Annotated in this window: 4 protein-coding genes; all 4 read right to left on the bottom strand. The window is 50.1% G+C overall.

Annotation, left to right across the window (positions count from 1 at the left end; genetic code table 11):
• Nucleotides 1-18: 18 nt before the first annotated feature.
• The 4 genes from ACQE26_RS14530 to ACQE26_RS14515 all read right to left on the bottom strand — a co-directional run bounded on the left by ACQE26_RS14530 (nt 19) and on the right by ACQE26_RS14515 (nt 16,725).
• Nucleotides 19-1,557, bottom strand: a complete 1,539-nt coding sequence (locus ACQE26_RS14530) for a glycoside hydrolase family 10-like protein (protein ID WP_500469911.1) — start codon at nt 1,555-1,557, stop codon at nt 19-21.
• Nucleotides 1,558-1,674: 117 nt separating this feature from the next.
• Nucleotides 1,675-2,055, bottom strand: coding sequence for a DUF1360 domain-containing protein (locus ACQE26_RS14525; RefSeq protein ID WP_500469909.1), 381 nt, complete (start codon nt 2,053-2,055; stop codon nt 1,675-1,677).
• 72 nt (nt 2,056-2,127) lie between these two features.
• The gene (locus ACQE26_RS14520; RefSeq protein WP_500469907.1) at nt 2,128-5,931 is read right to left on the bottom strand and encodes a non-ribosomal peptide synthetase; all 3,804 of its coding nucleotides are present in this window, start codon (nt 5,929-5,931) and stop codon (nt 2,128-2,130) included.
• A gap of 18 nt (nt 5,932-5,949) precedes the next feature.
• Nucleotides 5,950-16,725, bottom strand: a complete 10,776-nt coding sequence (locus ACQE26_RS14515) for a non-ribosomal peptide synthetase (protein ID WP_500469905.1) — start codon at nt 16,723-16,725, stop codon at nt 5,950-5,952.
• Nucleotides 16,726-16,748: the final 23 nt, after the last annotated feature.

The raw sequence follows: 16,748 nt of genomic DNA, 5'->3' as shown, positions 1-16,748 counted from the left end.
CAGTTTTTTTCAGAAATGCTATTTAACCGTCCGTTTTGCGGAGGGGCGGCTTTCATGGTGAAGCCTGTCAACGGAAGTAACGATATAGGTGCAGGCGCCTTTCGCCTGGATATCAGTATCTGAAAATGTCTGCGTCCGTGATGCTGTCTTTCTGACTGTATCCACTAAATAAGGCTGCTTTCCCTTTTCTGCGCGGTAAATGGCGTAATAAGCCGTTTTTTTACCATTGGATTTCGCATCTTCGATATAGAGTGTATTGCCTGAAGCGTTCTTCTCCGCTCGTTTGACAGCCGGTTTTTTTAAAGCGGAATGTCCGAGCCAAGGCATCTCGGGTATTAATGCGGGCCGGCTGTACATGTCATTGATCAAGCGGTTTTTCACATCGAGCGGGTTACGGTTCAGGTCCTTTAAACTGAAATGCATGCTGCCTTTAATCCAAGCTGATTCCCTGTTAAGAGCAATCTGTCTTCCGTATTCCTCCGGATCGGCCCAAGGCGGATCAGCGTTGTTGTTGATTTTATAAGCTGCCTGCCCGATATATAAATGCACGGGACGATTTTTCACTTCATTGCCCCACCAATCCGCTAAGACGTCATATGCCGCCGCTTTAAAGCCGATACTCCAGTAAATCTGCGGTGCGATGTAATCAATATATCCTTTTTGGATCCATTCACGCGTATCAGCGTATAAGTCATCGTAGTTCCGCACTCCGGCGGCCGTTTTGGAGCCTGTCGGGTCATCTGCGGCATTTCTCCATACGCCGAATGGGCTGATTCCGAATTTGACATAAGATTTTTCTCGTTTAATGGCCTGATTGATCTCTTTTACAAGCTGGTTGACGTTATCTCTGCGCCAGTCATCAACTGATGCAAAGTGAGCTTTTCCGTACCGTTCGTATGCCGCTTGATCGGGAAATTCCTTTCCGGCGATTTTATAAGGGTAAAAATAGTCATCCATATGAACCGCATCAATGTCATATCGGCTGACCACCTCTTTGATTCCATCCGTTATAAATTGCCGTACTTCGGGAATGCCCGGATTATAATACAGCTGATTTCCGTATGCGGCGACCCAGTCCGGATGAGAACGGGCGGGATGATCATCTGAAAGCGCATTCGAATTTGTGTGATTCATCGTGATCCGGTAAGGGTTGAACCAAGCGTGGAATTCAAGATTCCGTTTATGTGTCTCTTCAACTAAAAAAGCAAGCGGATCGTAGCCTGGATTTTTGCCTTGAGTTCCTGTCAAATACTCTGACCAAGGACCATAATCTGATGGATAAAAAGCATCAGCCGTCGGTTTAATTTGAACGACCACGGCGTTCATCCCCATTGCCTGAACGTCATCCAGCAGCTTGCTGTATTCTTTTTTTTGCTCATCGGGTGACAGCCCTTTTTTAGAGGGCCAGTCGATATTGGTGACAGACGCGATCCATACGGCTCTCATTTCTCTCTCCGCCTGAGTGCCGCCAGCTTTTGCTGGTGCTGAGACTGTAAAGATGCCGGCTGTCAGTAAAACGGCCAAAAACCATATGATGCTGAAACGGCAGCCTTTCATGTTTTTCCCCCTCTCAGCTTTACGGTATTCCGAAGCATTCCGGGCGGTGAATCAAAAAGCCTGCTTTATTCCTCTCAGCCTAAAAAAAGAAAAAAGTCCTAAAGCGGATGAAACGCTTCAGGACTTTTTATGTTTCATAGCGGCGAGCACGTCAATGACCTTCGTTCCGACGCCGACACACGTTTCAAGAATGGCCTGCGCTCCGGCGATGGATAAAATGAAAATAACCGGATGTGCATAGCGGGGCCAGACCAAGTAGCAGATGCCGATCAATATGGCGCACCAGACGCCCGCACACCAATAACATTGCAGCATATAACCGAATGCGGAGGAGGGGACTTTTTTTTGGACGGGGCGCCCGTTTTGATCGACGGTTTTTTCTTGCTTTAAAAAGGGTTTTCTTATGAATTCGGTAATCTTATCAAATACAATTAAATGGGTCAGCCGGTAGCTGGCAAGAATGATCATTACATACGTAAGCCAAGATAGGTTCGTCATCTCAAAGCCTCCAAAAAACTGGTTTGATTCCCCTATCTTGCCCTCTGTCATCCTGAACCATTCTGCCGGATGTTACAGATTCCGCGCCAAGCGTCTTCCGCTGTTTGCAATGATGTCCAGTATGACCTCAGCATTTTGCTGTGCAAAGGCGGGTTCAAACATATCTTTATGGGCGCCCTCGCCTTGATATTCCTGATAGAGTCCCGTTGTGGCGCCTTCCCATTTCATCGGCTCGGTCTTATCACTGTGCTCTTCCTTTATGCCAGCCTCGATAAAATGGAGGTTTGCCGCAATTTGGCCGTCATTTATCAGTTCCGCCCAGTACGTTTGATAGCGCTCTGTTTTTCGGATGACCGCTTCCCTGACGGCTTCCGGGACATTTTCGGCTGTTGCGTTTGTTGGCTGCGGCGGCAATGTGTCAAGCTTTCTGTACGCGTCTGCGATAATGACGTCGCTGATTTCTAATCCGCGTTTTTCCATCGCTTTTGCAGCCTCGAATGCCGTATTGCCGCCTGCCGAATATCCGAAGAGGATGTAAGGGCCTTCCGGCTGGATTTCCAGCATTTTGTCAATGTATTGTTCCATTCTGCTGTCTTCTTCAATAAAGTTAAAGCCGTACACAGCAGCCCGTCCATTTAATGCTGCCGCCAGATCTTTGAAGAAAATGCCGAAACCTGAAATTGGCGGAAAACAGAAAAGGTTGCGGCCTTTCGGCTGATTCAGTCTGCTGATATGCTGTTCGGCGGCTTCTGACAGTTTGCTGGAATACAGCTTTTCAGCCAATTGTTCAATTGTCGGATATTCAAATATCATTTCAATCGGGACATCCATCTGCTGTCTGGTCTTCAGCTGGTGAATGACTTGCAATGCTTTCAAAGAGTGCCCGCCAAGCTCAAAAAAGTCATCCTGTATGCCCAGCTCCCCGCAGCCGAGTATCGGCGACCAAATGTCGATCAGCTCACGCTCTACCCAGTTTCGCGGGGGAACGGCTTTTGATGACGTCTTTTTCCGTTCTGGCGCAGGGAGTCTGCGGCGGTCCACTTTGCCGTTTGCGGTAAGCGGCATACGGTCAAGCTTTACCATATACTGCGGAATCATATAGTCGGGAAGCAGCCTTGCCAATAGGGAGCGAATGGTTCTTTCTTCAACATGCGCGCCCGTATAATACGCACAAAGGATTACTTCTTGTCCTTCGTCTGACACGATGACTGCCGCTTCCCTGATTCCATCAATTTCAGTCAGCCGCGCTTCAATTTCGGCCGGCTCGATACGCTTTCCGCGAATCTTGAATTGACGGTCGATACGGCTGATGTATCCGATGCTTCCATCCGGCAGCCAATAAGCCAAGTCGCCTGTTTTGTAAATCTTTTCTTCAGGATGAATCGGGTGGCTGACAAATGCTTCACTTGTTAAGTCAGGCCTGTTTAAGTAGCCTTTGGCAACCCCGTCACCGCCGACACACAGCTCACCAGGCACGCCGATCGGCGCAAGTCTGCCATTTTTCTCAATGATATACGCGGTTGAATTAGTGATCGGTTTTCCGATTGGAATCGGCTGAGAAAAATCATGCCTGATTTCATAAAAGGTGGAAAACGTCGTATTTTCTGTCGGTCCGTATATGTTATAAAGGCTGAGATTCGGACAGCGGTGTCTGACCTTATTGATGAGCGCCGGGGACAAAGCTTCTCCGCCGACATATAAGGTGCGCAATCCGGAAAACATCTCCGGATCAGCTTGGGCAAACTGGTTAAAGAGCGCCGTCGTCAAAAACAGAATCGTAATACGATTGGAACTAAGATAATGGCCGAACCTCTCAGGCGCAAGCATTGTCGTGCGGTCAACCACATGAAGGCACGCTCCGTTCAAAAGCGCTCCGAAGATTTCAAACGTCACTGCGTCAAAACCGATGGACCCTGTCAGAATGAGACGGTCCGTCGTGCCGGCCGACGTGTAATTGCTGTTTGACACGAGCGATACGACGTTGCGGTTGGAAATCATCACGCCCTTCGGTTTTCCTGTTGAACCGGATGTATACATAATATAGGCAAGATCATCAGGCGATGTAACGGTATTCAGTTTTCCCGCGTCAGCGGTTTGTTTCTCAGCGGCTGCCGGGATAGAGATGATGTGAGAAAAGTCAATATCAGTCTCAATCCCGTTTTGTACCGTTAAGAGCTGTGCTCCGCTCTCAGTGAGCATATCGGCGATCCTGTCGGAAGGCAGATCTGCATCGAGCGGAAGGTACGTCCCTCCCGCTTTCAAAACAGCGAGAACAGCGATGATAAATTCCGGTGAACGTTCGGCTAAAATCCCGGCAATTCCCTTTTGCGCCAAACCGTTTTCAAGCAGGGTGCGGGCGAATGCAGTTGACCGTTCATCAAGCTCCCGGTACGTCAACGTCAGCCCGCCGGCGTGAAGCGCCTGATGACCCGGGGTTTTCTCCGCCTGACGGCTGAACAGGCTGATGATGCTTTCGTCTCTTTCATAAGTTGTTTTCGTGTTATTAAATTCGCCGATTATTCTTGATTTTTCCTTTTGTCCGAGCATCGGCAGCAAGTCAGCAGGAACATCGGGATTAAAAGCGGCGCAGCGCAGCGCTTCTTCCAAGTGTCCTTTTACGCTCTCTATCCATACTTCGTCATAAACGTTCGCATTATAGCTGAATTTGATGAGCAGCTCATCGCCGGGCGCTATGATGAGGTTAAAGTCGTAGCCCGATTGTTCCGACACGTTGACATTCCCGATCCGGAATGGTGCATCCGATTCCTTTTCCGCGTCTTTCATCTGCTGCTGAATCGGATAATTTTCAAACACGATAATATGGTCGATTAAATCCTGTTTCAGCTCAGTCTGAGATTGGATGTCGGCAAGCGGATGATAGCTGAACGCCTCTGAATCAAGCATTTCCTTCTGACAGCGGCCCAGCAGTTCTCTAAAGCTTTCATCACCCGTTTTAATGCGTACCGGGACGGTATTGATAAACAGTCCGATCATGCTTTCCACGCCGTCAATGACAGAAGGCCGCCCTGATACGACGGCGCCGAACACGGCATCGTCCGTCCGGTTGTAGCGCTGCAGCAGCAGGCCCCATACGGTCTGCATAAGAACTGCAAGCGTTGCTCCCTCTTCTTTGGCGGTCGTTTTCAGCTTGTCCGTCAGGTTTTGATCTAAAGAAAACAGCAGCTCTTTCTTGCGGTAGCCTTTTTCCTGGGGCCGGACCGATATTTTCGGCAGTCCTGATGGTGTCTCAAAGCCCGCTAAATATCCTTTCCAATACTCAGAAGCTGCGTCGTTGTCCTGATCGGTCAGCCATGTAATATAAGTGCTGTACGGCTTAGCAGGCTCCAAGGTGACGGGTGAGCCTGATTCAATCGCCCGGTACATATGCATAAATTCCTGAAGGACGATGCCGAGGCACCAGCCGTCCATGAGGATGTGATGATGGCTCCAGACGCATACATATTCTTCGTCAGCCGTTTTAAACAAAGAAACACGCATCAGCATATCCTTTTGCAAGTCAAAGCCGTTTAAGCGGTCACGTTCTTTAAATCGCTGTATATAGCTGTTTTGTCCCGCTTCATCCAAATGTGTAAGATCTTCGCGGTGCAGCCGGAATTCCCGCTCACGAAGCACGACTTGGCGGGGGCCGTTCAGCTGAGCGACATGAGGTAAAAAAACCGTTCTGAAAATATCGTGGCGGCTGATGACAGACTGTACGCTTTGCTCAAACAATTCCGGACGAAGCCGGCCTTGTATGGTGAAGACGGATTGCTCGATATATGCAGCCCCCTCCTTTTGCAGAAAGGAATGAAAAAGCATTCCTTCCTGCATTCGGCTGAGGGGATAAATATTTTGGATATTTTTCGTTTTGTCCATGTGTTCCTCCCGCTCGGTTTAGTGGAAGCTGAGTAAGTCGGCAATATCCTGCAATGCTTCCTCAGTCAGCTCCCGATCATCAAAGTCACTGACGGTTTTCTCCGTATCGGTTTTACTGAGGCAATGTTCCGACAGTTTCAGGAGAAAATACCGGCAGCTTTCGGACAGCCGTTCGATCGTACCCTGCCGGAAGCGTCCCGTTTCATAGGAAATGCTGACGGTCATCCGGCCTTTTGCCGCAATCGCGCTGATTTCAAGTGACTGCTCCCGTTTCCATGTATCCGTCACATCATCTCCGCTGCCCAAAGGAGAAAACTGAAACGCGTCAGGCTGTTCCATTTCTGCCGGATTCCCGCCGGGCGCATCGAATTGTCCGAGATAGTTAAAGCTGATCTCCGGTGCTTTCCCGAAGGTCATCCCGGCAAGCTTCGGCGGTGTCAAATATTTAAGGACGCTGTATCCGTTCCCTTTATCCGGAATGCGCCGCAATGTGTCTTTGACGGTTTTCAATGTGCGAATTTCATATTCTTCAAAAGGTTCATAAGCTCCCGCCCGGAAAAGCACCGGATAAATGGAAGTGAACCACCCCACCGTTCTGCTGATGTCCGCAACGCCCTGCTCCGATTGGCGTCCGTGTCCTTCAAGGGCGATTTTCAAAGCATCCCGCGGCGACCATTTCTGAACAGCGAGCACGGCGGAAGCCAAAAGCACATCTTGCGTATCCGTATTGTAGGCGCTGTGCACATCTTTCAACAGCGCATTTGTTTCACTTTCTGTTAATGTGAAAGATACCGTGTTCCGTTTTTCCGCAGAAGTTTGAGATCGTTCTGTCTGCTCACAAGGGAGACTTTCTGTTTCATAGTGTTCTATCTCCCGCCAATACTCCGCCTGCTGAAGCAGCTGACGACTTTTGGCATAATCCTCCAGCTGCTCCGTATATGATTTGAATGACATGGTTTTCGGCGGAAGATTGATTTCTTTTCCGGAGACGGCCTGCTCATAGGCAGAAGCCAAGTCTTCCAATAAAATCCGCCATGACATCCCGTCAACGGCGAGATGATGGACGGTAAGAAACAAATAATCCTCTGCTTCAGAGCGGAACAGCCCCGCCTGTACCAGCGGCCCGTTCTCCAAATCCATGTTTCTCTGAAGCTCTGCAACGCGGCGTTTTATAAAACGTTCTTTTTCATGCTCATCGCCTTCCGCTTCCCAAATAGTCAGGCTGTAGAGCTGCTCATCTGGGAGGCCAGCCGGTCTGTTGAAGAGGAAAAGGCCTTTCTCTCCGTCTTTTTTGCACACAAGACGCAAGGCATCATGATGAACGGTAATGGCTTTTAACGTCTTCCTCAAAGCCTCTTCATCAATTGCATTTGTTCTCGTCAGCATAACGGACTGGTTAAAATGGTTTGCTTCCTTCATGTCCTGTGCGAAGAACCATTTTTGAACAGGTGACCACTTCACTTCTCCTTCTGCGGGAGCTTGGCTGACCGGCTGCCGCTCTGTACGGACATAAGGCGCCAGTTCTTTAATTGTCGGCCGGCTGAAAATATCTTTTACGGCGATCTGTTTTCCTGTCTGGTGTAATCGGGCCGAGACTTGCAGGGCTTTGATGGAATCGCCGCCCAGCTCAAAAAATGATTGATCGACTGCAATGTTTTCAGTTCCGAGCACGTCGCTCCAAATCGCGGCCAGTTCCTTTTCAATGGCGCTGGAAGGTTCTGTGAACACCCGTCCCGTTTGCATTTTTTTCCGCGGCTCAGGAAGCGCGCGGCGGTCAAGCTTCCCGTTTGGTGTGACCGGCAGGGCCTCAAGTGTTTCAAAGAACGCCGGCACCATATAAGCGGGCATTTGGTTTCTGAGCGCCTGCTTCACCGTTTCGCTTTCTGTTCCTTCTTCTGTCACGATATAAGCGCATAATTCCCTTTGGCCTGCTGATGCGGGCAGAGCAGTGACGGCTGCTTCTTTGACACCTTTTATGCCTGTTAAGGCGGCCTCAATTTCTTGCAGCTCCACCCGGTAGCCTCTGATTTTGACTTGCTCGTCCATTCGGCCGATATATTGCAGCGTGCCGTCCGGCAGCCATTTTGCCAGATCGCCCGTGCGGTACATGCGCCGGTTCTTGTGGAACGGGTCTTGGACAAAGGCTTGAGCTGTTTGCTGAGGAAGATTGCGGTACCCTCTTGCAAGGCCGGAACCTGAGATGCAAAGTTCCCCTGTTACACCGATCGGCTGCAGATGATCCCCGTTTAAAATATAAACGTGTGAATGATCAATCGGCCGGCCGATCGTAATCTCCTCATTTTGTTCTATATGTCTTGCCGCTGCAGTGGCGACGCTGTTTTCCGTCGGACCGTACTCGTTGGCAAGTTCCGTGTGAGGACAAACCGATAAACTGCGGCTGATCATGTTTTGATCGACCGCTTCTCCCGCTAATGTGACAATCCGGAGAGACTCGGCATCTCCCGGCTCCAGTACGTCAAGCAGTGTACGGTACAGCACGGGAACAATAATCATGTGAGTAATGCGGCAAGAAGCGAGATAGTGTTTAATGGCCAGAATATCTTTCGCTTCGTCTTCAGCTAAAACGGCCACTTTCGCGCCGGAAATCAGCGGTGTGAACATACTTGTTACAAATCCGTCAAAGGAAAATGAAAAGAGCTGAAGAACCGTATCTTTCTCATTCAGATCATAAAATCTGCTCCGCCATTGAAGGGTCTGGCTGACAGATCGATGTTCGACCATAACCCCTTTCGGCCTGCCTGTCGTCCCTGACGTATAAATGATGTAAGCCAAATCCTCCGGCGCCGACAGTGACTGAACCGGTGAAGCGTCCTGTTCTTGTATATCTTCCAATGCGAGCACTTCACCTTTAAAACGATCAGGCACTTGATCTATCGCGCCCCGTACGGTAAGAAGAATCGCTGCGCCGCTGTCTGAGGTGATATATTGCTTACGTTCCTCCGGATATTCAGGATCTATCGGGACGTAGGCGCCTCCGGCTTTCCAAACTCCGAAGACTGCCGCTGCTTGTTCCGGCGATCTTGGTATCACAATGCCGACGGCTGCATCAGGTCCGATCTGCCGTTTTTGCAGAGCTCTGGCGATTTTATTCGACCATTCATCTAAATCTTTATATGTGACCAGTGTTTCCCCGCTGATAAGGGCCGCAGCATCAGGAGTTTTTTGTGCCTGGGTGATGAACAGTTCATGAACTGTTTTTTCCGGCAGCTGTTTATCCGTCATGCCGTTAAAGTCCGCAAGAATCCGGTTCCGTTCCGGAGCAGTCAGCATGCTGATCGCTTGTAAAGAAGTTTCCGGTTCACGGACAATGTGTTCAAGCATCGTCAAAAAGTGGGCAGCCCAGCGTTCCATCGTTTCTTTTCGGAATAAAGCCGCGGCATATTCAAACAGAAAATGAATCTGTCCCCCGCCTTCAGAAGCCTGCAAAGTGAAATCAAATTTGGAAACCGGACGGGACATGTCTGCAGGCTGAATATGCAAACCGTCCAGAAGCAGTTCCTCATGCTCTATATTCTGAACGACAAGCATGGCATCAAACAGCGGATTGCGGCTTGTGTCCCGCTGCACGCCGAGCCGTTCCACAAGCTCTTCAAACGGGTAGTCCTGATGCTCATACGCTTCCAATGCGGCCTGGCGGACTTCCGCCAAGTAATCGGTAAACCGTTTGTCTCCTTTCGGCTCCGTTCTGATGGCGAGTGTATTGACGAACATCCCCAGAATCGGTTCAAGGTCTTTATGCGGGCGCCCGGCAATCGGCGAGCCGACGATGATGTCTTCTTGTCCGCTCAGACGTGCGAGCAGCGTATTGTACGCGGCGAGAAGCACCATGTACAAAGTGGAGCCATGATCGCGGGCGATGCGGTGAAGGCCGGATGCCGTTTCAGCGTCAAGCGTGCACGATACGTTCCCGCCCGCAAAGCTTCTGACAGCCGGACGAGGCTTGTCAGCCGGAAGCTCAAGCACCGGAAGCTCGCCTTCAAGCCGCTTCAGCCAGTAGGCTTCCTGCTTCTGGTATCCTTCCTTCTCCTGAAACGAGCGCTGCCAGACGGCATAGTCTTTATATTGAAGACGCATCGGCTTAAGCGAACGGCCGGCATACAGCTCGCCGAATTCTTTAATCAAGGTGTTGACGGACACACCATCGGAAATAATGTGATGCATATCCGTTAATAAAAGATGGCGTTCGTCCGATTCTTTCACGAGGGCCGCGCGGAAGAGCGGCGCTTCATCCAGACAAAACGGCCGGACAAATGCGTCTGCTGACTCGGCTTCATCCAGCTGAAACGGCACGCTGTCATGGATACGCTGCACCGGTTCGCCGTCAGGCCCCGTTTCAAAGGACGTTCTGAGCGACTCGTGCCGCTCCACAAGCTGCCGGAACGTCTCCTCCAGCCGGCCGCGGTCAAGCGGGCCCGTCAGTTCCAGCACTGCCGGCATATTGTAGCCGACACCGCCGTCTTCAAGCTGCTGGAGCACATACATCCGTTTCTGCGCTGAAGACACCGGATAGGTGTCCTGTGTTTTCGCAGGCTGAATCGCTTCATACGGGCTCTCTTCGAGGTCCTGAATGACCGAAGCGAGCTCTTCCACCGTCGGCCGGGCGAAGATGTCCTGTAACGGCACCTGAACGCCGAACTCCTTGGCGATGCGGGAGACGAGAGCCGTCGCTTTTAACGAATGGCCGCCCCGCTCAAAAAAGTGATCCCGGATGCCGACGGGGCCGTTTTTCAGCACCTCTTCCCAAAGGGCGCAAAGCTTCATTTCCGTGACGTTCCGCGGTGCGGTGTACGCCTGTCTGCCTGCCGCTCCGTCAGGAGCCGGCAGCGCGCGGCGGTCAAGCTTTCCGCTCGGTGTGACCGGCCACTCGCTCATCTCAATAAACTGAGCCGGCATCATGTAGGCTGGAAGACGTTTCGCAAGTTCTGCCCGCACGTCATCGCTTTCCCGTCCTTCGATATAGGCGTAAAGCGCGGTTTCGCCGTGTTCGGTCCGGGCGGTGACCGCCGCCTCACGAATGCCGTCAATGCGCCGGATCGCCGCTTCGATTTCCCCCGATTCAATCCGGTAGCCGCGGACTTTCACCTGTCCGTCTGAACGGCCGAGCCATTCGACTAGCCCGTCTTCTGTCCAGCGTGCGATATCGCCCGTCTGATACATGCGTTCTCCCGGATAAAACGGATCATCGAGAAAACGTTCTGCCGTCAGTTCAGGACGGTTCAAATAGCCCCGGGCCACCCCTGTCCCTGCAATGTACAGCTCTCCGATACATCCCGGCGGGAGAAGCCGTTTCTTTTGATTTAAAACATACAGCCGCATGTTATGTCCTGAAATGCCGATCGGAACATTGTGAAATTCACTTTCTCGCCGTAAATCAAAGTACGAGGCTTCCACAGTCGCTTCTGTCGGTCCGTAGGAATTTGTCAATTCCGTTTTCGGCAGAAGGTCATAAAAACGGGAAACCAGGTGCGGGCCCAATTGTTCGCCGCCGGCAAAAACCCTTTTTAAGCGGGTCTTTTTGACGGACTGTTTTCTGGAATTTATATATTCCAAGAAAGCATGAAGCATGGAAGGCACAAAATGGGCCGCCGTTATGCGGTTATTCTCCAGTGCGTTCAGTATTATTTCAGGGTCTTTCTCACCGCCTTGCGGAAGAAGGAAAACAGAAGCTCCCGCGATCGGCCACCAAAACAGCTCCCAAATCGAAGCATCGAAAGAGTATGATGTTTTATGCAAAATGATGTCAGAATCACTTAATCCATACCGCGTTTGCAGCGAGTATAAGAAGTTTACGGCTGACTGATGTTCAACCTGCACGCCTTTTGGGCGTCCGGTAGAACCGGATGTGTAGATAATATAAGCCAATGAATCGGGTTTTACGGGAATATTCGGGTTGGCCGCGGCTTCCGGGTTTCCTGTTTGCCCGCTTTTCAGGGATATGATCTCTCCATCAAAAAGATCTGCGGCCGAAAGTTCCGGTTCCGCAAGTAAAAATCTTACGCCGCTGTCTTTCAGTAAAAAGCAAATCCGCTCTTTCGGGTAATCCGGATCAATCGGCAGATATGCACCGCCTGCTTTTAAGATGGCGTAAATGCCGATCAGCATGTCAGGAGAACGCCGGCCCATGATAGCGGTTTTATCCTCCAGCCTTATCCCCCGCTTTATCAGCTGGTGCGCAAGCTCATTTGCCCTTTCGTTCAGCTCATGATACGTAATCGAAATGTCGTCAGTTAAAATTGCCGGACGGTCCGGCGTTTTCTCCGCCTGCTGTTCCAGCAGAGCATGAAGAGGCTGCTCAAGCGGAAACGCTGTTTTCTGCAAGGGGCTGAAATCGTGAAGCAGGGACATTTCTTCTTTTTCTGATAAGACGGAAATATCGTCTAATTCCAATCCCGGATCAGCAGCGGCGTTTTCGGCAAGTGTCGCAAAAAATCCCGCCCATTTTTGAATCGTTTTTTTCTCAAACAAATCGGTACTGTATTCAAACTGGCAGTACAATTCCCCAGCGTTTTCCGAGATGTACAGCGACATATCAAATTTAGAAATCGGCAGGCTGATGTCTGCCGGCTGCAGTTCAAGCCCGTCTGCCCTAAGCTTTTGCTGTTCCATGTTCTGCAGCGCAAATGTTGTATCGAACAGCGGATTTCGGGACATATCCCGCGGCACACCGAGCTTATCGACGAGTTCTTCCAACGGATAATCCTGATGTTCGTAGGCCTCAAGCGCCGTTTGGCGAATCTCCTGTAAATAATCTTTAAATGTCTTGCTTCCTTCGGGACGCGTCCTGACTGCAAGCGTATTGACAAACATGCCCAGAACGCTATCAAGATCGGCATGAGGCCTTCCCGCAATCGGAGACCCGACAATCATATCTTCCTGTCCGCTTAAACGGGCTAACAGAACGGTGTACACACCGAGCAGCGTCATATAAAGTGTGCATTTGTTTTCTTTCGCCAGCTTTTTCAACTGTGCTGTATGTTTTGCGCTGATGACAAATGACACCCGGTCACCGGAAAAGCTCCGCACCGCAGGACGCGGCTTATCAGCCGGCAATTCAAGTACGGGAAGCACGCCGGCAAGACGGTTCAGCCAGTACTCCTCTTGTTTTTTGTATGCGGCGCCGGCCATAAATGATTGCTGCCAAACGGCATAATCTTTGTATTGAATCCGTAACGGAGGCAGACTTCTCCCAGCATACAGTTCACTGAATTCACGTATCAAAAGATTGACGGATACGCCGTCTGAAATAATATGATGCATGTCAGCTAAAAGCAGGTGCCGGTCTTTTTCAATTCGGACAAATCCGGCCCGGAAAAGAGGCGCTTTGCCGAGGTCGAACGGCCGGATAAACGCTTCAGCTGATTGTTCTTTTGTAAATGCAAACGGAACCTCGTCGTGAATCCTCTGCACCGGCCGGCCGTCTTTTTCTTCAAAGGACGTTCTTAGCGGTTCATGCCGCCGGATCAGTTCCTTGAACACGGCTTCTATCCTGTTTCGGTCAAACGGCCCCTTCACCTCTAAAACGGCTGGAATGTTATAGCTGACCCCTCCATTTTCAAGCTGGTGAAGGACGTACATCCGTTTTTGTGCGGATGAGACAGGATAGGTTTCTTTCGTTTCTGTTTTTTCTATAGATGCGAACGGATTCTCTTCTGCTTCGCTGATGATATTGGCGAGTTCTTCTACGGTCGGATGGCTGAAGACATCGCTCAGCGGAATTTGCACGCTGCACTCTTTAGCTATTTTTGCCACGAGCGCCGTCGCCTTTAATGAATGGCCGCCAAGCTCGAAAAAGTGATCGTGAACACCGATCGGACCGCTCTGAAGCACTTCTTCCCATATCCGGGTAAGTTTCAGCTCCGTCACATTGCGGGGAGCCGTGTATTGACGGCCTGCGGCGTACCCCGAAGCTTCCGGAAGGGCACGCTGGTCGACTTTTCCGTTTGCAGTGAGCGGAATCGTGTCAACAAAAGCCCATTTAACCGGAATCATATAATCAGGCAGCTCTTTCGCCAAATCGCTCCGCAGCTGAGAAGGATCAGTCGCTTGTGAGACGCTGCAGTAGGCGCATAATTCATTTTCGCCCGACTCATTTGTTTGAATCAATACGGCAGCTTCTTTCACGGCATGATGATTTGCCAGAACGGTTTCAATTTCTTTCGGTTCAATCCGGTACCCTCTGATCTTCACTTGATCATCTGTCCGGCCGATGTATTCAATTTGGCCGTCCGCACGCAGTCTTGCCAAATCTCCGGTCCGGTACATGACGGCACCCTTTCTGAACGGATCCGGCAAAAATTTCTCTTCGGTCAGCGCCGGATTGTTCACATAGCCTCTTCCTGTATTCGCTCCGGAAATATACAATTCTCCCGCAATTCCGAGAGGCTGAAGCTGTCTGTTTTGGCTGAGAATATACATCTTGTTATGATGGATCGGTTTCCCGATCGGCGGATGTTCAGGTATGTCATCTCCCGCAGAAATCGTATACGTTGAAACCACATGGGTTTCTGACGGGCCGTAATGATTATGCAAATGCATACCGTGTAAACGGAGCGTCTGCCTGAACAACCGCGAGACGGTCAGCTGCTCTCCGGCCGTAATGACATGCTTCACACAGCGGGGAAAAGACTGTGCATAATCGTCTTCATTGAAAAGCATTTTGACAAAGGCAGTCGGGAAAAATACCACTTCTGCTTTATGCTGATCGATAAACGAATACAGCTGAGAAACATCTCGTTTGATTGATTCCGGCACGATACAAAGAGTGCCGCCGCTCAAGAATACTGAAAATAACTCCTGGTAGCAGACGTCAAATGCCACAGATGCGTACTGCAGCACATTTGTGCAAAAATCAATGTCTGTGTTCGTCAACTGGTCAGAAAGCAGGTTGGCCATATTTTTATGTTCAAGCAGCACACCCTTCGGTTTCCCTGTCGTTCCGGATGTATAAATCATATAAAGCAGATCGTCCGCTGTATTAATGGATTGCACATTGCTTCCGTCCGCTTCTGTCCCGGCTTCTTCTATGTATGTAACCTGCAGCGTTTGTTCCGCGGGAACTGACTGATGCCGCTCTGTTACAACATGGACGCAGCCGCTGTTTTCAATGATATAGCGGATACGCTCCTTTGGACTGCCGGGATCTATCGGGACAAAGGCGCCGCCCGCTTTTAAAATACCGAGAACGGCCGCCGCTAAAGAAGGGGAACGGCCGAGCATGACGCCTACCGGCTCCTCCCGCTTTAATCCGCGTTTTTGCAGCAGACGGGACAGCTTATTAGCCGATTCGTTCAGCTCTTTGTACGTCACTGACTCGCCTTCATACTTGATCGCGATTTGATCCGGCGTTTGTGCGGCCTGCCGTTCAAACATCGCATGAATCGTGTCATACTCAGGCTTTTCAGTTTCTTCAGAAATTGGAGCAAGCAGCTGCTCTTTTTCCTCAGGAGTTATGATTACAAGCTTATCCGGCGTGATATCAGGTTTGTCGAGAATCTGGGAAACGATGTGTGTCAAATGACCTTTGATATTTTCGATAAATTGGCGGTCATACACGCTTGAATCGTATCTCATTTTCAAATGAATCTCGTCACCCGGCGCCACCATAAGATAAAAACTGTAATTGGTTTCGTCTTCCATGCTGAAATCATGGATGTGGAAAAGATCTTTCGTATCCCCCTCGCTGTTCAGCACGTCAAGCTCCTGTTCAACCGGATAATTCTCAAAGACGAGAATATGGTCAATTAAGCCTTGTTTTACTTGTGAATTCGCTTGTATATCATAAAGCGGATGGTAGCTGTAAGCCTGCCCTTTCAAAACGTCCTTTTGCACGTTTTTGATCAGTTTTTGAAACGGGATGTCCGCTCCGCTGATTCGGACAGGGACAGTGTTAATGAACAGGCCGATCATTCGCTCGATGCCTTCGATTTCAGACGGCCTTCCGGAAATGACAGAACCAAAAACCGCATCCTCTGTCTGATTGTACGCCTGGAGCAAAATGCCCCAGAGCGTGTGGAAAATGGTGCTCAGTGTGACCTCTTCTTTCACGGCCAGCTCTTTCAGCTTGGCTGTGTCCCCTTTTGAAAAGGAAAACGTCACTTCCTCCTGTCTGCTGCCGCCGGCTTTTCTCCGTTTCGGCAGAACAGTCTGCTGTTCAAAGCCTTCAAGGTATCGCTCCCAGTACGAAGCGGCTTTTTCTTTATCTTGCTCCATCAGCCACTTGATATAGGTCCCGTACGGCACAGCGGGCTCAAGCGTTAACGGTGTTTGGCGGAGCCGCGAGGCGTATATCTGGAAGAACTCTTTCAGCACGATTCCGAGACACCAGCCATCCATAATGATGTGATGGAAGCTCCATATGCACGTGTATTCACGTTCTCCGGTTTGCAGCAGCGTCACCCGCATCAGCATGTCCTTTTGCAGATGAAATCCTTTCTCACGGTCTCTTCGTTTAGCTTCTTCGATATATTTTGTTTGATCAGCCTTGTTTAAATTGGTGAGGTTTTCTTCAATGATGCTGACGTTCCGCTCTTTTAATACGACCTGCTGCGGAACGGACACGTTCTGGCTGATAAAGATCGTTCTGAAAATATCATGTCTTTCGAAAAGAACATGAACGCTCTCTTCAAATACGCGGGTGTCAACCTTCCCTGTGATTGAAAAGGAGGCCTGTTCGGCGTAAGCCTGTGATTCCTTTTGCAGGAGGGAATGAAAAAGCATTCCTTCCTGCATATAAGACAGCGGATAAATATCCTGAATTGCATTCTTTTTTGTCATGTTATGATCTCCCCGTCGCCTTT

The organism is Bacillus sp. 5RYD7K (assembly GCF_059831465.1).
This window is presented reverse-complemented; position numbering and strand designations above follow the sequence as displayed.

What these genes read in the sequence shown, in the direction of transcription:
- ACQE26_RS14525 (WP_500469909.1), bottom strand. Translation starts at nt 2,055, where the DNA reads ATGACGAACCTATCTTGGCTTACGTATGTAATGATCATTCTTGCCAGC.
- ACQE26_RS14515 (WP_500469905.1), bottom strand. Translation starts at nt 16,725, where the DNA reads ATGACAAAAAAGAATGCAATTCAGGATATTTATCCGCTGTCTTATATG.
- ACQE26_RS14520 (WP_500469907.1), bottom strand. Translation starts at nt 5,931, where the DNA reads ATGGACAAAACGAAAAATATCCAAAATATTTATCCCCTCAGCCGAATG.
- ACQE26_RS14530 (WP_500469911.1), bottom strand. Translation starts at nt 1,557, where the DNA reads ATGAAAGGCTGCCGTTTCAGCATCATATGGTTTTTGGCCGTTTTACTG.